Genomic DNA, 20,405 nt, shown 5'->3' on the forward strand with positions numbered 1-20,405 from the left:
TTACCTAAGTTGTAGAATGAAATTGGAATAAAATTGTAAGCGATTGCAGAAAGAGGAGGATGAGAATGCTAGTGAGAAAACAACTTCATGTATGGATGGCAATTGTGCTGCTGTTCGGGATGATCGCCCCACAACTATTAATGCCTCTGATGGCATCGGCTGCCGGTAATACGGTCGTTTTGTCCCAAAGCTTTGAAGACGATCAAACTGGCGGTTGGGTTAAGGTATCTTGGATGGGAGACGGTACCATTGCCGTGACTTCGGCAACGGCCTCCGATGGCTCCAAATCCTTGGCGATGACGAACCGTGCTGCAAGTAATAGCAGCCCGCTCTTGGATTTGACTTCGTACACGCAAGCCGGCCATACGTACGATTTGTCACTGAAGCTTAAAGTGGGTGCAGGAACCGATAATTTTCATATCGCTTCCAATGTCGATGCCGCCTCGCTGACCAACAAATATCCTTGGCTGGTGGGAAATACATCGGTTAGTTCCACCGATTGGAGCACTTTTGAACTGAAAGGATACGAGCTGCCGGGAGATACGAAGGGGTTTAAAATATGGGTAGAGTCGGATTCAGCTTCTACGACTACGGAGGACCTCTATATCGATGAAGTGCAGCTAACAGATGTCACGCCGACTGCACCGATTGATCCGGGAGCGGTTGACCAAACTGGCATCCAATCTACCTTTGAGGATGGGCAAGGAAATTGGGTGCGCAGAAACGGCTCCGGCAATATCGAGATATCGACGGCAGACAATCACACTACAGCCGGCTCCAAGAGCTTGCTGACCACGGTATCAGAGCAATATGACGGGCCTTTGCTGAACGTCCTTGGCAAGATGTCCAAGGGCTACAAGTACAATTTATCTACTTGGGTAAAAATGGCTCCAGGACAATCCCCCACTGTATTGCGGCTCTCTGTACAGAGTGGTGATAGTACATATACGAATGTTTCGTCTAACGCAACGGTAACTTCTGATCAATGGGTACATTTGACGGGGGCGTTTACAGTTGCTGCCACTCCGACCGTAATGAATGCATACGTGGAAGTAGCCAACAAGTATGAAGATGCAAGATCCTTCTATATGGACGATTTCGATTTGTCCTATGTGGGTCAAGTATCCGGGCCGAAGCCGATTCAAACGGATATTGATCCTTTGAAGGACATCTATGCGGACAACTTCAAAGTCGGTGCTGCCGTAACAGGAGATCAGCTTACTTCCGATGTCCACACGCTTCTGGATTATCACTATAGCTCCCTCGTAGCTGAGAATGCTACAAAGCCGGGGTCTCTGGAACCGACAGAAGGGCAATGGAACTGGACGGAAGCAGATAAGATCGCACAATATGCCAAGAATCACACGATGAATTTCCGGTTGCATACCCTTGCTTGGCATTCGCAGGCTGCGGAATGGATGTTTAAGGATGCGCAGGGCCAGCCGCTTGCAGCTACACCGGAGAATAAACAGTTGGTGCTTGACCGTCTGACAACATATATCCAAACGGTGGCGCGCCACTATAGTTCCATGGAAGTGCCGATCAATGCCGTCGACGTGGTCAACGAAGTTATTGATCCAGGACAGCCGGATGGCATGCGGAAGAGCGAGTGGTATACGCTGACTGGATTGGATTTCATCCGTACAGCCTTTAGGGTTTCTCGTCAAGAGTTGCCAGACGCTAAACTGTATATCAACGATTACAGTACGCAGGATCCGGCCAAACGCGACTTTTTGTTCAATTTGGTGACAAAGCTGAAAGGCGAGGGAGTTCCGATTGACGGCGTGGGTCATCAAACGCACATCAGCATTGGCGGCCCCTCGATCGAGCAAATTTCTGATTCCATACGGAAATTTGGAGAAGCCGGATTCGACAATCAAATAACGGAGCTTGACGTTTCGGTTTATACCGACAACAACTCCACCAGCTATGATGAGCCCAGCCTTGTGAAACAAGGCTACCGTTATAAGCAATTGTTCCAAGAGTTTGTTCGACTGGACAATGAGGGCAAACATGCTGCCTCGAACACGCAGGCCTATAATCCTGACGGATGGATTAGCAATGTTACGATATGGGGGATTGCAGATGATCATACCTGGCTTGATAACCAAGGTGCAACCCGTAAAGATGCTCCTTTCCCATTCGATGTGCAGTATCAAGCCAAATATGCTTATTGGGGAATGATTGAAGCAGTCAAGACGTTGACGCCATCCCATCTTCCAATAACCGCGCAGACAGCAAATACAGCGAAAGGTACACCGGCTAATGCTTCGGATCCGGTTTGGAACACGGTTCCGGCATTGAAAACGCAACAATTGGGTACCCTTCAGGCTGAAGTGAAAACCTTGTGGGATGAACAAAATATGTATGCTCGCGTAGCGGTCAAAGACATGACCAAATCCGCGACGGATCTCATAGAACTCTTCGTGGATGACAATGGCATTAAGAAATATACATTCGCACGAAATGATGCTCGAATGACAGAAGGAACCGACGGTTATGTGTTGCAAGCATCAATCCCGATGGCAGGCACATTAGGCAAGGGAGTGAAGTTTGACGTAAGAGCCACCGATAAGGGGATTAATGACGGTACGGAGCATGGGAGCAATGGCGTCATCGTATCCTGGAGTGATCCACGGAACACGCAGGACAACGACGTGCTTGGTTACGGGATCTTGACTTATATCGATGCGGTAAAAGTGGCAAGTGCTTCTTACGGAACTCCTGCAATCGATGGCGAAATGGACAGCAAGTGGGCGAACGCACCGGTTAATACGACTGATGTGATGGTAGAGCAGCATAATAATGCAGTCGCCAAAGCTCAATTGCGTGCCATGTGGGATGAGCATAACCTCTATGTCTATGCCGTTGTGTTAGACAGCAATTTGAGCGATGCCAATGCCAACGCATGGGAGCAGGATTCGATGGAGATTTTCGTTGATCAGAACAACGGAAAAACGGACAGTTACCAAGGTGACGATGGTCAATACCGAATCAATTTCAAAAATGTAAAGACCGTCGGCGGCCATGCAACCCAGAATAACTATACATCGGCTACCAAAATTATTGATGGAGGTTACGTTGTAGAAGCGGCTATAGCGCTGGATACGATTACTCCACAAGCTGGAACCGTGATAGGATTTGACTTCCAGGTTAACAATGATCAGGACGGAGGAAGCCGTGACAGCGTATTTTCTTGGAGCGATCCAACAGGGCAATCCTATCAGAATACTTCGAGATTCGGCGTTATGAAGCTTGAGCAAGCGCAGCCTTCCGACCCGTCGAACTCGCAGACTTCCTCTTCCTCTGTCTCACCTCCAGTACTGGAAGGGTCAGTTAAGGTGCAAATAAATACAGGAGGCAAGGTAGAGAAGAATGGGGCGGCAGTTGACTTGCCGGCAGGAGCAATAGGCAGTGACATATACGTGAGCATTAAAATCCTGGGGGACACTTCACAGTTGAAACCGGATCCGGATTTGAAGCTGGCTGGAGATGTGTACGAGATTATCAAGGACGTAGCAGGAACGTTCCAGAAACCAGTCACGATCACCCTTCCGTTCAACACCAACATGTTGGATGATAAGCATGAACTGGCATTGTACTGGTACAACGAAGAAACCGGCAAATGGGTCAAGCTGGACGATATTAAGATCGACCTGTTGAAAGGCACCGTTTCCGGCAGTGTGACGCATTTCACTAAGTTTGCCGTATTGGCGGCAGAAAAGTCCGCATCTGTTGAACTTCCAGCCTTGACCGATATTAGAGGACACTGGGCGGAAGCAGGTATCCAAGAACTTGTAAAATCAGGAGTAATCGATGGCTATCAAGACGGCACATTCCAGCCTGATTCAACCGTAACAAGAGCCGAGTTCGTATCCATGATTGTCAGAGCTCTTCATCTGAACGCTGTAGGCTCAACCGATTTCGCTGATACCGGCAGCCATTGGGCGAAGGAAGCCATTGCAAAAGCATCCTCACTGGGCATCGTAGTCGGCTTTGAGGATGGAACCTTCGGCCCGGATGACAACATCACCCGGGAACAAATGGCCGTAATCCTTGCACGTGCCGCACAGTTGGCACCTGCCAACAGCGACTTGGACTATAAGGATAGTGGAGACGTGTCCTCCTGGGCAGTAGGGCCGCTTGCGGCTTTGAACGCTAAAGGTGTGCTGAACGGCTACGAAGACGGTACGCTGAAGCCGAAGGCTTTCAGCACCCGTGCAGAAGCAGCGGTTATCATCATTAGGATTATGGAAGCTCAAAAGGTACATTAACATTACCAGAATGAATAAGGAAGGCTGTCCGCACATGGATGACATGTGCGGCTGCTTTGTTTTAGGGCTTTTAGTGAAGAATGGGGCTAACTGTAAAAAAATATCCGAAAGGAGAATAATGATCCATGAGAAGTAAGAACGTGACGGCAGGGCCTGCCGAATATTTTAAGTCAGTTAATGATGAGCTTCAAGGTACGGTTCAGGAAGTTACCTATAAGGTAGGCAACTATATTGATTTGTCTCGACAGTTTGTAACAGATAGGAGCATCGACCCCGGTGAAGCAGGAAGAGAAACCATTGCGGGAGATGCCATATTGAAGAAATGCAACGTCTACTTGCCTGCGGGATATGACCCAACCGACTCCACAGTTAGATATAATGTATTGTATTTGCTTCATGGCGTCGGTGGGGATCAAGATGAATGGTTTAGCAGTAACGGTAAGTCTGACGGGCGATTTATCATTTGCAATCTATTGGATAATCTTATTGTGAGCGGCGAAATGGATCCACTAATCGTCGTATTTCCCAACGGAAGAAGCGCGTACGACTGGACAGATAGCTCATTTAATACCGAAGGAACTAATATGCTGGGATTCTATTACTTTGATTATGAGCTGAGATACGATCTGATTCCATTTATAGAATCCAATTACAATACCTTCGCAGATATAACAGACACCTCCCGTGAGGGAATTCTATATAGCCGCACTCGAAGAGCGATCGCTGGGCTTTCGATGGGGGGAATGCAAGCCCTGAATCTGATCCTCGGTGGTTATCGGCATGATTCGACGCGAATCACAGGCACAGAGAGTCCCTGGAACAACGGGTTGGATAAGACTGTACTCGCGCCAGGCATGATAGATTTATTCGCTTATGTCGGTGCTTTTTCAAACGCTCCTACATCGAGTGATGGTACAACGCTTGGAGTCAGTCTTACGTCTTGCGAATATAATCTTCATTTGCTATATACTACCTGCGGCGATGCGGACGGAGTAGCAATTGGCAGCTATATAAAATCTATAGATGGGCTTATGCATCAATCGGAGAATCATCTTCATCATTTTTTTCAAATTCTGATTAAGGATGGTTTTCATGATTTCCATGTTTGGAATAACGGTGCCTACAATTTTAGTCGATTGATATTCGGAAATTGTGACGATCTTGGAAGGCCCCATGTTAGGAGTAAAACAATTTAATATTTTTGGCGAGACTTGATAGCACCAGAATACGATATATCGATTTTTCATAAAACATATCGCCTTTTAACATTTACATTCGAGTTTGTCAAGCCTATGATTAATTTATCAAAATGTTTAACACAACTCATGTATGAAAAGGAGTTTTAATGTATGAAAAAAACAGATTTTATCGAAAACAAGTCACAAGCGTATGAGACTCGTCAAAATTGCCATGGTGGCACAGGTCCTTTTCAATTAAAGGATATTATTAAAACGGTTGCATCGAGCGATAGGCAGTACATCAAATTCATTCATGATGATATAATCCCGCCAGGTTCTACCTTCGGCTATCACCAACATAACAGCGATGTTCCCATGGAAGAGTGGTATTACTGCATTTCTGGACACGGAATCATGGAGCTTGATGGTAACCAATACGAGATGTCGGCCGGCGATATAAGCGTCTGCCGTGCAACCGGTAGTCACGGTCTTATTAACAACGGTCCAGAGGATTTAAGAATTATCGTGATCTATGCTTCTGAAATAAAATAACGGGGGGGATAAGATTGAGTAACAGAAAACTTAAAGTAGGTGTTGTCGGATTAACTGTAGGAGCAAGTCATGTTAAAGACTACGCTAGCAGCGACACCGTGAAAGAAATTGTGTTGTGCGACGTTGATGAATCAAGATTGAAAGAGATAGGCTATAAGTATAACATTATAAAAAAATATACGGATTTCGATAAGATGCTGAAAGAGGAAAATTTGGATGCGATTAGCCTCTCAGTTCCTAATTTCTTGCATATGAGGCTTTCCATTCAGGCGATGGAAGCGGGCGTACATGTGCTGTGTGAAAAGCCTATGGCGAGAAATGCGGCAGAGGCGAGAAAAATGCTTGAAGCCGCTCAAAAGCACAACAAGAAGTTGATGATCAATTTCAATCAACGTTTTCTACACGAATGCCAAACGTTAAAATCCGTGATCGACGAAGGCAAGCTCGGCGATATCTATTATGTGCGGACGCTGTGGCAACGAAGACGAGGGGTGCCATGGTGGTATCCACTTTCATCTGGAAAAGAAGTATGCGGCGGTGGAGCTCTTATTGATCTTGGCGTCCATGTGCTTGACCGTGCAATGTGGTTTTGCGGGTATCCAGATCCGGATTGGGTACTAGGAAACACGTTTTGCAAGGTCTCCAAGGACGAGGCTGCACGCAAAGGCATTCAGAATTTCGAGCTTGAAGACATGGGGGTAGCTATGTTTCGTATGAAGGGTGGGGTTATGCTTGAATTGGAAGCATCCTGGGCCAGCAACCGAGAGAACGAGGTGATTACAACACGGATCTATGGCTCCAAGGGTGGCGCGGTCTTGCATAGAGTAGTTGGAGATGGGAATGCTGCGAGCAATAAATTGTTTTTGGAAATCGGTGGGGAAGTCCAAGACATTCCTTTAGATGATAAGATCATTTCAAAAATGCCGAATGTTCGGCAAGCGTTTTTGGATGCCATTGTCAATGATGAAGAGGTACCTTGCACGCCTCAACAGGGACTTAAAATCACACAAATGTTAGATATGGTTTACTTGAGCGCTGAAAATGGCACGCCCGTCCAATTTGAATGATGGACTGAAAAAGCATTTCAATTACGAAATCTGCTTGGAGACATTCCTGTTTTTGACTGAAAAAAACGAGAAAAATTATAGATATCCGAAAAGCCGCAACTGCTCGCAATGTCCGTGATACTGAGAGTAGACATGCGTAACAGAGTCTTGGCAGTATCCAGTCTGCAGTTCTGCAGATAGGCGTAGGGCGTAACACCACGTTCCTGTTTAAAAATGCGAATAAAATGATCTGTCGTAAGAGAAAAGTTCTGTGCAAGTTCGCTCATATCATATTGCTGCTGCGGGTGTTGTTGAAACATACGGCATAGCTCATTCATTTTTATTGTATATGCTCCGGTTAATGTTGGCGTTACATGTTGATATTCCGTAATAAGAGCTTGTAGCCATACTTCCATTTGCATTATGTTATTACTCTCTTCTGCTAAACGAAAGCGATTGAAAAGCTCAAGTACAAAATGATATTGATCAAAATGACGATGCTCAGGCAAGTCACACAAGATATCCGGATTTTGCAATGTGAAATCTATGTAACGTACATCAAGACTGGTATGTTCACTTTGATAGGCGTCGACCTCGTTCTGATAATTGATAAAAAAAACATCGCCTATGCTTAATTTGTAGGAGTTCTTGCCTAGCCTGATTTGACCTTCTCCGCCCCAAATACTCCACAAGGTAAACCCTGGATGACAACCGACGGGAACATGCCATTTCCATTCTGGAACGCAGTGTTTCCCGTTATGCATTGATAGTATGTCCATATAATCACTCCAATTAAAAGGTATCGATTTTTCATAAAAAATTATTTCATTTATATCCCAATTAGTCAAGTCAAATGCTGGGTTGGATTGATAAGCTGCAATGTCTCGTCATCCCATTCTTCTTCGGCTCAGTGTTCACCGCGGTAAACGGTTTTTTTTTGTTTATTAAGGGGAAGACACTTATTATTAATAGATCGCTTCTATTTATCATCATTAGCTTAACCATCAAGCTATTTACAGTATTATTTGTTTTTTATACATGAAAATAACAGCGTTAAACAGCTAAATAAATCAATGTATTTGATAATACAGCAAAAACGATTGAAGAAAAGCTTGAAACAGCATATAATCACATTACAGCGATACTCAATGATCTACGCTCTAATGATTATTTGTATCCAAATAATTGATAATGATCTCAAGCTTTTACATGACGATTGGGAGAGATTCTTATTACATGAAATGTGATATGTGAGCCTTTACTGGAATGAATCGTTCGTGTATAGCATTAAGGAGAGAGTATGAACGTTCAAATGTCTATGATACAAAAAGATACGCAGCGTCCTGTGGTGATTATTTCCATCATTACGGCACTCTGTCTTCTGGGAGACTCGATGCTCTATATCGTTCTTCCAATTTATTGGAAGGAAGTCGGCCTGAACGCCTTATGGGAGGTAGGGGTTCTCTTATCCATAAATCGACTCGTAAGACTGCCAATGACACCGCTTATTGGTTTACTCTACCGAAAGATATCATTGCGTAAAGGTCTTATCTTTGCTGTTATACTTGCAGTGGTTACAACGATTGGTTATGGCGTCTTTAAGGGATTTCTGATGTGGCTCATTCTTCGCAGTATATGGGGGATTGCATGGTCCTTCCTTAGAATGGGTGGCTATTTAAGTGTAATTAACTACTCGGACAAATCGAATCGCGGCCTGCTCATGGGACGATATAATGGCATATCTCGTTTAGGCAGTCTAGTGGGTATGCTCGTCGGAGGCGTACTTGTTCCACTCTTCGGAATACAAACTGTTTCCATCGCGTTTGGTTTGTTGATTATCGCAGGTATTCCATTTGTTTCTATTTACGTTGCAAATACGAAAGTGAACGATAGTAAGGATGCCGAAGTCCAAGAAAAACGGATAAAGCAGCAGGTGATCTGGACAAAACCTGTAATGAAAATAATTAGTACTAGTCTTATCGTAAATTTGATGATAGCCATATTAAGTGCAACAGTAAGTTTGTTAATTGATACAAATTATTCAAAGCCGCTAATGTTCATGGGGTTCGTTGTTACGAGCACGATGTTATCTGGCTTACTACAAGCGGCCCGATGGGCGTGGGAACCGTTTCTTGCCACATGGGTTGGTTATAGATCAGATGGACCGAGAGGGCGAATACCTATATTCATCCTGGTACTCATAGGATCTGCGATTGGATATGCCTTAGTTCCATGGCATTTTCCGATCTATGTCTGGTGTGGAATTATTTTATTCATCTTTGCGAACAGTACGGCTCTTTCAACTTTAATGGACGCAATGGCATCCGATGTCGCCCGGCATTCATCTGTAGTAACCGTGATGACCGTGTACTCGGTTGCGGCTGATGTTGGCTCAGCATTAGGCCCAATGCTGATCTACTTATTAATGAATTTGTCTCATGGTATGATATATATGTATATAGGAAGCGCACTTACCTTTTTGCTGCTTGCTCTATGGCAACGGCCGAATTTAATTGCCAAATTCATGATATTTACAAGTGGAAAATCGGTCCGCAGGTAATCAGACTGTATAACCCCAATAGATGCTGTCTCAAAAGGTCTAATAAACCTAAGAGGCAGCTTTTTCGTTTGTGGTTGGTGAAAGAAAGGACAGTTATCACAGATGGCGGAGTTACCGTAGATGTAGATTGGCAGAATGGAAGAGTACGGGAAGTCCATTTAGTCTCGGATCATGGGGGATGTATACTGTCAGATGAGATTGCATTACCAGCATCCAGCAAAGTTTCTATGAAAGTTTTGAAGGAATGACATATGAACATCTGATAGGAGAGGGTTGTTTTAGGTTTCAAAGGAAATGAAATGGAGATGATTTCGTATTTAAAACGCTTTAAAGAAAAAAGGTTTTATGGTTTGAAAACTCAAGGTTAGAAAGGTTATCTGAGGGAACAATCGGAGCATCATCCATAGATGGTGCTTTTTTCTCATCTTTCTTCCAGTTCCTCTTTCAGTTTCCCGGTAAACGTTGATAATCCGTGCAAAACGTATTGTAGTAAGTTGATAGGTGACAATTTTCAGAAAAAATAATTCAGCATTTGCAAAAATTGTTGAATGTTTAAGTGAAAAGTTTATCGTATGATTAAAAAATTAGAAAAATTTCCATGAAAAGGCGACGAAGTGAAATTAATCTTGAAAAGATATTGATTAAAGCTAAAAAAATATTGAATTCCTCATTTATCTATGTCCCTATATATTCATTTTATAGACAACCTACACACCAATCAAATATCTGATCAAACTATGGAGGGGTTACCCTGTCATTCATTCGGAATCGTTCGTTGAAATCGACCATATTAGTAATAATTATCCCAATTATTATGTTATTCGTATTTACTACTGGCTTATTTTCCTACCTACTTGCTTCCAGTCAGTTGCAAAAAAATGCATTTACGAGTATTTCCGATACCGTCTCTCAAACCCAAAGATTTCTAAACGATAAATTAACAGATGTGGTGACGAGTCTGACTATTCTCGTTAGTGATTCCGACTTATCCGATATTTCGATGCGTACGGAAGATCCAGCATATAACTTACAAACGGAAGATTATCTGCAATTGAACAGAGTATTAAACAGAGCTTCTCCCGATCGAGCTTTGATCGATTCTATACTGATCTATTACAACCATGACCGTCCAGCGTTCTACAGAAAAGATGACCTGACCGAACAGGTGAAATTTTCGCTTGAACCTTACAGGATTGGACAAGCAACCGACCCGATTTCTGTTATCCATTGGGAAACCCTTCATACTGATGCTTTTGGGACTTCTCATAATCAGAATGATAGCGGGAAAGTGGTAAGCTTATATAATCTGCTGGGTAAAGATGTGGAGCATAGTAAAGGTATTATTCTTTTTAATATAAAAAATTCATTTTTTCAAACGATTTTAAGTAATCCAACAATCAGTAATAATGGCTATTTAAGCCTAATTAGCGAGGACGGAATTATCTCCTACAAAAATGTTGCGAAAAAATATAAGATTAAGGATTCTGAATTGCAGCGGTTAGTCATGCAAACCCCACAAGCATCTGGACAAATCACAATTACCAATGAACTTGGGAATGAAATGCTTGTTGTTTACGATACATTAAGAATCAACAAATGGAAAATAGCTGCGATTGTACCTAAGGATGAATTACTCCATAAAGTGAGCTACATCAAATACCTGATCTTAGTGATAATGTGTATTTTATTTGTGATTGCAATTTTCTTGTCAAACCTTCTGGCCAATATCATTACGAAGCCGATCATTCGACTCACGCGAAAAATTAATACGATCGAAGAAGGCAACCTAGACATCGAATTCAAGGAACTGTCGCGAAATGAGATTGGCGTGTTGAATAGAGGGATAAGGGACATGATCCATAGGATCAAACAGCTGCTTTTGCAGATAGAGAAAGAGCAGGAAAAAAAGCGGAGGGCGGAATTAGCAGCACTACAGTTTCAAATCAGGCCGCATTTTCTGTATAACACACTGTATTCTATTAAGCATCTGATTGAACTGGACGAAAAGAAAGAAGCAAGCCAGATGGTAACCTCGCTTTCCGATTTTTTTCGTATATCGATTAGTAAAGGCAGCGAGATTATTCCTGTGTCTCAGGAGATCGAGCATATCAATCACTATTTTACAATTCAAGAGTTGCGTTACGGGGACAGCTTTACCTATGAAATAGATATGGAACCGGCTATGCTTGATTTTAATATTGTAAAGTTGACCTTGCAGCCACTTATTGAAAATGCGATTTACCATGGCATTAAGAATAGTCGTACAAAGGGCCATATCCGTATCAAAGGTTTTATTCAAGAGGATGATTGTGTAATTCGTATAGAGGACAATGGTGCGGGTATGGCTACTGAGAAACTTGAACAAATTAACCGATTCTTGTCGAACATGTGCACGAGTGAGGATGGGGATGGAACTGGTATCGGTATTTATAATGTGCATAAGCGACTTCGGTTGAATTATGGCATGAAGTATGGACTTAGGTATGAGAGTAGTTCCGAAGCGGGAACCATCGTTGTTGTCACATTCAGATAATGGAAGTTTTGCTATCGTGATGCTTATGCACAATAACATGGCTAACATAAAACGCTAGGGGGGCCTGTATGTATAAGGTTGCAATTATTGATGACGAAGTGATTATTACTCGTGGTTTAAGTAAAAACATTGATTGGCAGTTTAACGGCTTCGAAGTGGTGGGCTCTGCAGCGAATGGTGAGGAGGGCTTGAAACTCGTAGCTGAGAAAAGACCTCACTTGATAATAACCGATATACGCATGCCATTTGTCGATGGTTTTGAACTGACTGAGCAGGTAGTTAAAGCCTATCCCGAAACCAAAATTCTGATGTTGACGAGCTACGATGATTTCGAGTTTGCTAAAAGGGCGTTACAACTTAAGGTATTTGACTATTTATTAAAGCCCGTTGATAGTGAAAAGTTACTTGAAACGGCAAAACGTGCAATGAAAGAGCATGAATATGAGTCTGAAATGAAACAGAAGGTCGTTGAAGGAATACCGCTGTTGAGACAGCAATTTTTGGTCAAACTAATTAACGGAAAGCTGGCTCCGGCAGAAATTCATTCAGGTATCGATTTCCTTGGTCTTCAGCTTAATGCTGCCCGCTTTGTTGTCATTTTGCTGAAGGCGGATGACTATAGTTACCCTGATTACCAGAATCGTTTTGGAAAAGAAGTGCTCAAGTACTGTGTTATCAACGTTGCTGAAGAAACGCTTGCTAGCTTGGGACGAGGCATTGTTTTTAATTCCATTGACGATGAAATCGTACTCATTGTTTTTGCTGAAGATTTGCATGAGGACGTGGAACGCCAGGCTTATAAGATTGCAGAAACCATCCGTGTCAATGTAGAGAAATTTTTGAAAACCACGGTGACGGCAGGCATTGGTTTTGATTATGAGCAGGCTGCAGACATTGCTTTTTCTTATCAGGATGCCCGATCTTCTCTGGAGTTCCGTCATATTTTGGGGACGAACCGCGTGTTAACGGTTGCCGATATCGGTCTCGCACCTCATAGTGAATCTGCCGTATTTGAAGGACTGGAGAAAGAACTGGCTTTGAAGGTCAAGTTGGGCTTGGAGGGAGAGGCGCTTTCCATATTAAGTACGATGGAGCAGTCCATTATCAAGAGCCAATCGATTTCCTTATCGAGAGTACGTCTAATCGGAGTTGAAATTACCGTGGTGATGTACAAAGAATTAGAAGAACATGCCAAACAGTTAGATGAGTTTTACTCGATCTACACGAAGCAGCAACAGATGCAAACGGTCAACGAAATTTTTGCTTGTATTCGCCAACTTGTGATCCAATTCGTGTCCATCGTCAATCATCAACGCGATAATCAGATGAAGAAGGTCATCCATCAGGTTGTGGCGTATATGGAGACGCATTTTGCGCAAGAGGGCCTTTCTTTACAGGACGTTTCGAGTGTCGTACACATCAGTCCGACCTATTTAAGTATTATTTTCAAAAAGGAAAAAAACATTAATTTCAGTGAATTCCTTAATCAATTACGTATGAAAAAGGCTATGGAGCTTCTTCGAATTTATGATATGAAGTCGTATGAGGTTGCTGAGAAGGTAGGCTTTAGAAATCCGCATTATTTCAGTCTCTGTTTCAAAAAATATACAGGTGTATCCCCGTCAGAATTTAAGAATGCGTCAAATTAATTCCATATACGCTTACTTATTAGCCAGAAAAAGCACTTCCTGAATCATAGGATAGTGCTTTTCATTTTTAAAAATATTGAACTATTAGGATGAAAAGATATTGATAAGAGCTGAAAAGATATTGAATTCCAAGCGTAACCAATTATCTCTATATTTAATTTATAACCAAACGGAGTGAAGCGAATGAGTAAGTTAAGGCCCGTCATAGGGATCCTTATTCGCTGTAATTCTGTAATTCATGAAGGAAGAGAGGAAACAAATGAGTGCCAACACGATCTACACAGACAAACTGTCGACGAGTCCGACAAACAGACCAAAGCGAAAACGAATGAAACGCCCACGAACGCATTGGATGCCTTATTTGTTGATTGCACCAGCCGTTCTACTCATTATGAGCTTCTTATTTTACCCGATGGCTAATGTATTTTATTACAGTTTTCAAAATTTTAATCCAGCCAAGCCTTATTATAACGGATTTATCGGTTTGGATAATTTCAAGACTATCTTTAGTCAGGATGAATTGTTTTACTCCAGTTTGTTGATTTCTTTTAAGTGGGTTTCGATAGAAGTTGTATTTCAATTAATATTTGGACTGCTGATTGCCCTTCTCTTAACGCAGACTTTTGCTTATCGCGGTTTGTTCCGATCGATCTCGATTATGCCTTGGGCGGTCTCTGGGGTCATTACTTCAACGATGTGGTCACTGCTCTTTAATGAGCATATGGGGCTTATCAATAGTCTACTCGTAAGATTCGGATTTATCGAAAAAAACTTTGCTTGGCTGGCGGACTTGAATACGGTATTCCCGGCTGTGATACTCACGGAGCTCTGGAGAGGCATCCCGTTCTTTACGATCACGATGTTAGCGGCTTTACAAACGGTCCCCCAAGATTTATACGAATCAGCTAGGGTAGATGGTGCGGGACGATGGAAGTCATTCATCCATATTACGCTTCCCTATTTGAAAAATTCGATTATTCTTTCCACCTTGCTGAGAGCCGTTTGGGAATTCAATAATGTTGATTTAATTTACACGATGACCGGTGGAGGACCGGCTAACGCAACTACGACGCTAACGATGTATGTGGCCAATCAAGCGATTATCTCACAAAATTTTGGATATGGCTCTGCCCTTACGGTAATCAGTTTTATCATACTGCTAGTGTTTGCAATGGGCTACTTGAAACTGAGTCGTTATGGCAGGGAGGAATAGACAAATGTTAAGAAAATTGGATCGATTGTTCGTATTGAGACTGCCCCTCCTTTTGGCTATGGCTTTCACTCTATTTCCACTATATTGGGCCATCGTGACATCTCTCAAGCGGGAGGGGGAAATTACCAAATTACCTATCAGCTATTGGCCTGAGAGAGTCACTTTTGAAAATTATGTAGTTGCCTGGAAAAATGTCGGGTTTTCGGTTTTTTTCAAAAATAGTGTATTCGTCTCGGGAATGACTGTCATTATCGTACTTGTCTGTTCTGTATTGGTAGGGTACGCGATCAGTCGATTTAAGTTCAAAGGAAAGAGTGCCTTCATGATTATGCTGCTATGTACGCAATTTGTACCTGGTGCAATGCTACTGATTCCGTTATTTATGATATTCAAACAATTGGGGCTGACGAGTAATCTACTTGCGCTCATTATTACCTACAGTACGTTCCAACTTCCTTTCAATTCATTGCTTATGAGCGGGTTCGTCAGCAATATCCCGGAGGCGCTGGAGGAAGCTGCAATGGTGGACGGCTGTAGCCGACTGAAAGCGATTTTTCTTGTGATATTTCCAATTCTTCTTCCTGGTATCGTCGCAACCACAGTATTCACATTCATTAGTGCATGGAACGAGTTCTTGTTCGCATTGATGTTCATAAGTAAACCGGCACTGTTCACGCTTCCAGTCGGTTTACGCTATATGCAAGGTGAGTTCGATATCCATTATGGCGCTCTTGCTGCCGGAAGTCTTATATCATTAGTACCAGCAGTGATTTTATTCGGTTTTGTACAGAAGTATCTTGTTCAGGGTATGGGGTCTGGAGCCGTCAAAGGCTAAGTTCGAACTAATTTCCCACTGGGAATTAGCCTATATACGATTAGATGAAAAGGGAGATGTTGAAAGCATGTTTAGAAAAATGAGTTCTGTTCTTACTTTAAGTGCCCTCAGTGTTACCGTGCTATTGTCCGCTTGCGGAACAGGCACGAGCAGCAGTACAAGCAGTCCAGCTAGCAGCCAACCTGAGGATACTACGAAGCCCGCTGTTACGGCAAAGCCAGCCGAGAATGTGAAACTCGTCTTCTGGGATGAAAATGCCGGACCAGATCGCACGCCTTATTTACAGGAAATTATAACCCGTTTTCAAACGAAGAATCCGAACATCACGGTTGAATATGTTGGGATTCCATTCTCCTCGGCTAAACAAAAGTATGATGTCGCAATCGCTTCAAACGATACACCGGATATTGGCGGAGTTACTGGGATCTGGATCTCCGACTTTGCGGCCAAAGGAACACTCCTAGCATTGGATCCTTTCTTCGATAAATGGTCTGAGAAGGATAAAATCACCAAAAGTCTCGTTGATTACAACCGTACTTTGGTACCTGATAAAAAGCTGTACCAAATTCCAAGTACCATGTATTTAGATGTCTTCTGGTACCGGTCCGATTTAATCAAAAATGCGGGACTAAAGCCGCCTACGACGTGGAATGATTTTTTCACAGATGCTGAGAAGTTGACAGATGCCAGTAAGAATCAATTCGGATACACCATCCGTGGGGGATCAGGAAGTATTAATCAGTTGACTACAGTCATGTATGCTTATTCTGGTGTGGAGCATTACTTCAATGACAAGGGCAAAGCTACAGTAAATGATCCAAAGAATGTGGAGTTCTTGAAGAAATATGTAGGAATGTATAAAAAGTTTACACCTACAAGCGACATTACGAACGCCTATAAAGAAATGGTAGCTACGTTTGATACGGGAACAGCAGCGATGGTTCAGCATAACTTCGGATCCTACAACAACCATCTGCAATCGCTTGGTGAGGGGAAATTCGCGTCAACCATTTTACCGAAATCAGACAACGGCAAAACCATCGTGGCTCCAACTGCAAATGGTTATGGCATATTCAAAAACAGCAAGCATCCGGCAGAAGCATGGGAATTCTTTAAATTTATTCTTTCCAGTGAATCTCAAGCCTATTGGAATGAAAAAATCGGTCAAATGCCTATTAACGTAGATGCGTTACAAAGTGACTATGTTAAAAAATCCCAACACATTCAAGGCGGTGCCAATGTAATGGCTGACAAAAATACGGTTGTATTGGATGTGCCGACTTATTTACCTGACTACAGTAGTATATTGGCTCAAACATTAGAACCTAATTTCCAAAAGGTAATGTCCGGAACGATGACAGCCGAAGCCTTTCTTGATGGTTGGGCCAACGCGATGGAAAAGGCGAAAGTGGAATATGACAAAGGAATTAAGAAATAGCTAAAAATTGCCTAACTATTGGAGGAAGAAGGTCGTTTAACCCATCCGTGAAGTTCATATAAAGTTCGGATGGGTTGGATTCAGCTTGATTGAAAGCGCATTCAAAAGGAGTGGGAAGATAACTTGTAAAGAAAGTTCTTCAACAATATTTAGAAGGGGGTGATGCACTTCGGAATCGGAGTTAACAAACATTCTGTTGGTCTGGATAATGGTTGTGCACTCATCAGAGCGCCGTAACCGTTTCGGGACATAGAAGTGTAATGAGCGTAAGTCGTAAATACCAAGCTGTTTGAAGACTAGTATACCATTAGGAGGAATTCTGTTTGGCTTCTATCTTTCATACGAAAAAACTTACTTTGGCTTCACTTATTTTGTCGCTGACCTTCACCTTTGCCGGCAGCGCCTTTGCAGACACGGCGACAACAAGTCCATCTATGCCCTGGATGAACACGTCGCTCACGCCCGAGGTGCGTTCCGGACTTCTCATTGGTGCGATGACGCTGGATCAGAAGATTCAGCAGATTGCCATGAAGCCGGTGGCGAACACCAACCTCCCCGGTTGCGATTTTTCCGCGCAAGGGCGCCACGTCGAAGGGATCCCCAGCCTGGCCATCCCCACTCTCCGGATGACCAACGGTCCCTTTGGCGGTGGTGACTGCGCTGTGGCACCGACTTCAACGGGTCTGACCAGTGCTCTGACCGTCGCCTCATCGTTCGACCCAGCCGTCTCATCGGCATGGGGCGACATCATTGGGGAGGAAACCCGTGCCAGCGGCCACAACGTGTTGCTCACTCCAGGCATCAACCTGGGCCGGGTTCCGAACGCCGGACGCAATTTTGAGTACTTTGGTGAAGACCCCTACCTCGCGGGAGTCATGGCCGTCGCCCAGGTCAACGCCGTGCAGGCAAGCGGGGTGCAGTCCGTGGCCAAGCACTTTGCGGCCAACGAGCAGGAGACCAGCCGCCAGACCATGGACACCATCGTCGACGACCGAACCATGCACGAGCTATACCTGCTGCCGTTCGAAATGACGATCCAAGAAGCCAACCTCGCATCAGTCATGTGTTCCTACCCGCACTTGAACGGTGTGTACGCCTGCGAAAGCTCTGAACTGCTCACCGATTGGCTGCGCGAGGACCTGGGATTCAAGGGCTATGTCATGTCCGACCGTGGGGCAACACACAGCACGGCACCGGCCATCAAGGCAGGCCTCGACCTCGAGTTCGCCAGTCCCCTCTGGTTTACTCCTGAGCTGATCCACAAGGCTTTGGATACGGGGGCGCTGACTGTCGCCGATATCGACAAGCAGCTCGACCGGCGGTACACCGTGATGTTCCAGCTGGGGCAGTTCGACGATCCTATCAACAGCCTGAGGCCTATCGACTTCGTAGCCAACGGGCGGCGGATCCAAGCCATCGGGGAACAGGGTAGCGTCCTATTGAAGAATGACCACAGCACACTGCCATTGAAGGCGGCCTCACTCAAATCGGTCGCACTCATCGGGACCCCGACGTTCGCCGGCTCGGCGAAGTTCAACTCGCAGGGACCTTCGATTACGATCGTCGTGACCTCGCCCTATACCGTGACGCCCGAGCAGGGCTTGAACAACGCGCTCCACACGCTGAGCTCCAATGCCTCGGTCACCTACAACAACGCCAGCAACATCGCGAAGGCAGCGGCGCTGGCCGCGAATTCTGATGTCGCCGTGGTGATGGTCGGCGATATCTCCCGTGAGGGAGTCGACCGCTCATCGCTCGCGCTGCCGGTTACGGACGGGGTGGACCAGGACGCACTGGTCGCGGCTGTGGTTGCAGCCAACCCGAACACCGTCGTCGTCCTCAAGAACGGGGGCCCGGTGCTGCTTCCGTGGCTCGACAAGGTGCCAGCGGTCCTTGAGGCTTGGTATCCAGGTCAGGAGGACGGCAACATCGTCGCCAACCTGCTGTTGGGGATCGACAATCCCTCCGGCAAACTACCGATCACGTTTCCGAGCAAGGAGCGGGAAGCCGCAAACGCTACGCCTGCGCAGTGGCCGGGGATTGACCCCGACGGAGCAGGTCCCCTGCCGTTGACAGCGACGTACAGCGAAGGTCTGGAAATGGGCTACCGCTGGTACGATGCGAAGAACATCAAGCCGCTGTTCGCTTTCGGCCACGGGCTGTCTTACACTAATTTCAAAATTTCTAAGCTCTCCGTCTCGCAGAAGTCCAACGATGGGACCAAGCCATTCCAAGTGTCGGTCTTCGTAAAAAATACTGGAACCGTCGCGGGTGCCGAAGTGCCCCAGGTCTACCTGGGTCTGCCTGAGAGCGCGAACCAACCTCCCAAGCGCCTAGTAGGCTTTAAGAAGGTTTGGCTCGCTCCCGGAGAGGAGAAGCAAGTCGCGATCACTATCGACCCAACCGCGTCGAACCACCCGTTGTCCATTTGGGACACTAACGCAGATGCATGGAAAACTGTCCCTGGTATTTACAAGGTGCTTGTCGGCAACTCCTCGGACAACATCACGTTGACAGACTCCATCACAGTGGGGACAACCGCTACGCTTACTGGAAAAATTTCCGCAACAGCGGGAGAAACATTCTCCTTGAAATACGGCTTGAAAAATGTAACAAGTAGTGTTTATTCTGCAGTTTACGCACAGGATCTGACACTTCAATTTGATCCTACCGAATACGAGTTTGTTGGTGCGCAACCCCTGAAACCAGGCTTATCTGTTATAAAACAAGAGCAAACCGAGCCCGGCATCGTGCGGATTATGCTCGCAAGCTTAGGCGCAGCCAATGCAATCAAGTCGGATGCTGACTTGCTAAGTATCCAATTGAAAGTAAAAACAAACATCGTGACGGCGAATCCCATTTCCTTAACAAGCATCTTAGTATCTAATGCGCTTGGGGGAACGGCCCAGTTGGCCAATGTTTCTCAAATTTACAATAAAGCCGACTTCAACGTTAACGGCGTGATGGACATTGGTGACTTGGGTATCATTGCCGCTGCATACGGCAAGAAATCAAGTGATGCGGATTGGGCTAAGTATCAGTTAATGGATCTGAACAACGATGGCAAAATCGATATTGTCGATCTAGCTACGGTAGCACAACTAATTTAATCAACTAAATGTAAAGG

Annotated in this window: 12 protein-coding genes; 11 read left to right on the top strand and 1 reads right to left on the bottom strand. The window is 44.6% G+C overall.

Annotated elements, in window-relative coordinates:
* The first annotated feature begins 65 nt into the window (after nucleotides 1-65).
* The 4 genes from GC096_RS23615 to GC096_RS23630 all read left to right on the top strand — a co-directional run bounded on the left by GC096_RS23615 (nucleotide 66) and on the right by GC096_RS23630 (nucleotide 7,071).
* Nucleotides 66-4,274: an endo-1,4-beta-xylanase gene (locus GC096_RS23615; RefSeq protein WP_171633688.1), complete on the top strand. Its 4,209-nt coding sequence runs from the start codon at nucleotides 66-68 to the stop codon at nucleotides 4,272-4,274.
* A 125-nt stretch (nucleotides 4,275-4,399) separates the two neighbouring features.
* Nucleotides 4,400-5,470 carry an alpha/beta hydrolase gene (locus GC096_RS23620; RefSeq protein ID WP_171633690.1) on the top strand — a complete coding sequence of 357 codons (1,071 nt, stop codon included), beginning with the start codon at nucleotides 4,400-4,402 and terminating at the stop codon, nucleotides 5,468-5,470.
* 153 nt (nucleotides 5,471-5,623) lie between these two features.
* Nucleotides 5,624-6,004, top strand: coding sequence for a cupin domain-containing protein (locus GC096_RS23625; protein ID WP_171633691.1), 381 nt, complete (start codon nucleotides 5,624-5,626; stop codon nucleotides 6,002-6,004).
* A gap of 14 nt (nucleotides 6,005-6,018) precedes the next feature.
* On the top strand, nucleotides 6,019-7,071 hold the full coding sequence (locus GC096_RS23630; RefSeq protein WP_171633693.1) for a Gfo/Idh/MocA family protein: 1,053 nt from the start codon (nucleotides 6,019-6,021) through the stop codon (nucleotides 7,069-7,071).
* A gap of 17 nt (nucleotides 7,072-7,088) precedes the next feature.
* On the opposite strand, the gene GC096_RS23635 is transcribed toward GC096_RS23630, so the two are convergent.
* The gene (locus GC096_RS23635) at nucleotides 7,089-7,829 is read right to left on the bottom strand and encodes a helix-turn-helix transcriptional regulator (RefSeq protein WP_171633695.1); all 741 of its coding nucleotides are present in this window, start codon (nucleotides 7,827-7,829) and stop codon (nucleotides 7,089-7,091) included.
* A 521-nt stretch (nucleotides 7,830-8,350) separates the two neighbouring features.
* On the opposite strand from GC096_RS23635, the gene GC096_RS23640 reads away from it, so the two are divergent.
* The 7 genes from GC096_RS23640 to GC096_RS23670 all read left to right on the top strand — a co-directional run bounded on the left by GC096_RS23640 (nucleotide 8,351) and on the right by GC096_RS23670 (nucleotide 20,388).
* Nucleotides 8,351-9,610, top strand: coding sequence for an MFS transporter (locus GC096_RS23640; RefSeq protein ID WP_171633696.1), 1,260 nt, complete (start codon nucleotides 8,351-8,353; stop codon nucleotides 9,608-9,610).
* A gap of 775 nt (nucleotides 9,611-10,385) precedes the next feature.
* The gene (locus tag GC096_RS23645) at nucleotides 10,386-12,143 is read left to right on the top strand and encodes a cache domain-containing sensor histidine kinase (protein ID WP_171633698.1); all 1,758 of its coding nucleotides are present in this window, start codon (nucleotides 10,386-10,388) and stop codon (nucleotides 12,141-12,143) included.
* Between the two features lie 68 nt (nucleotides 12,144-12,211).
* A complete protein-coding gene (locus GC096_RS23650) occupies nucleotides 12,212-13,792 on the top strand; it encodes a response regulator (protein ID WP_171633699.1) in 1,581 nt (526 codons plus the stop codon).
* A 259-nt stretch (nucleotides 13,793-14,051) separates the two neighbouring features.
* Entirely contained in the window at nucleotides 14,052-15,005 is a 954-nt protein-coding gene (locus GC096_RS23655) for a carbohydrate ABC transporter permease (protein WP_171633701.1), read from the top strand.
* A 4-nt stretch (nucleotides 15,006-15,009) separates the two neighbouring features.
* Nucleotides 15,010-15,840 (top strand): carbohydrate ABC transporter permease, encoded by an 831-nt coding sequence (locus GC096_RS23660; protein ID WP_171633702.1) that lies wholly within the window; start codon nucleotides 15,010-15,012, stop codon nucleotides 15,838-15,840.
* A 67-nt stretch (nucleotides 15,841-15,907) separates the two neighbouring features.
* Nucleotides 15,908-17,278 (top strand): ABC transporter substrate-binding protein, encoded by a 1,371-nt coding sequence (locus GC096_RS23665; protein ID WP_171633704.1) that lies wholly within the window; start codon nucleotides 15,908-15,910, stop codon nucleotides 17,276-17,278.
* A 323-nt stretch (nucleotides 17,279-17,601) separates the two neighbouring features.
* Nucleotides 17,602-20,388 carry a glycoside hydrolase family 3 C-terminal domain-containing protein gene (locus GC096_RS23670; RefSeq protein ID WP_171633705.1) on the top strand — a complete coding sequence of 929 codons (2,787 nt, stop codon included), beginning with the start codon at nucleotides 17,602-17,604 and terminating at the stop codon, nucleotides 20,386-20,388.
* The last annotated feature ends 17 nt before the right edge of the window (nucleotides 20,389-20,405 follow it).

This window comes from Paenibacillus plantarum, from assembly GCF_013141695.1.
In the GTDB taxonomy this organism is placed as follows: Bacteria; Bacillota; Bacilli; order Paenibacillales; family NBRC-103111; genus Paenibacillus_E; species Paenibacillus_E plantarum.

What these genes read in the sequence shown, in the direction of transcription:
- GC096_RS23615 (WP_171633688.1), top strand. Translation starts at nt 66, where the DNA reads ATGCTAGTGAGAAAACAACTTCATGTATGGATGGCAATTGTGCTGCTG.
- GC096_RS23620 (WP_171633690.1), top strand. Translation starts at nt 4,400, where the DNA reads ATGAGAAGTAAGAACGTGACGGCAGGGCCTGCCGAATATTTTAAGTCA.
- GC096_RS23625 (WP_171633691.1), top strand. Translation starts at nt 5,624, where the DNA reads ATGAAAAAAACAGATTTTATCGAAAACAAGTCACAAGCGTATGAGACT.
- GC096_RS23635 (WP_171633695.1), bottom strand. Translation starts at nt 7,829, where the DNA reads ATGGACATACTATCAATGCATAACGGGAAACACTGCGTTCCAGAATGG.
- GC096_RS23640 (WP_171633696.1), top strand. Translation starts at nt 8,351, where the DNA reads ATGAACGTTCAAATGTCTATGATACAAAAAGATACGCAGCGTCCTGTG.
- GC096_RS23650 (WP_171633699.1), top strand. Translation starts at nt 12,212, where the DNA reads ATGTATAAGGTTGCAATTATTGATGACGAAGTGATTATTACTCGTGGT.
- GC096_RS23655 (WP_171633701.1), top strand. Translation starts at nt 14,052, where the DNA reads ATGAGTGCCAACACGATCTACACAGACAAACTGTCGACGAGTCCGACA.
- GC096_RS23660 (WP_171633702.1), top strand. Translation starts at nt 15,010, where the DNA reads ATGTTAAGAAAATTGGATCGATTGTTCGTATTGAGACTGCCCCTCCTT.
- GC096_RS23665 (WP_171633704.1), top strand. Translation starts at nt 15,908, where the DNA reads ATGTTTAGAAAAATGAGTTCTGTTCTTACTTTAAGTGCCCTCAGTGTT.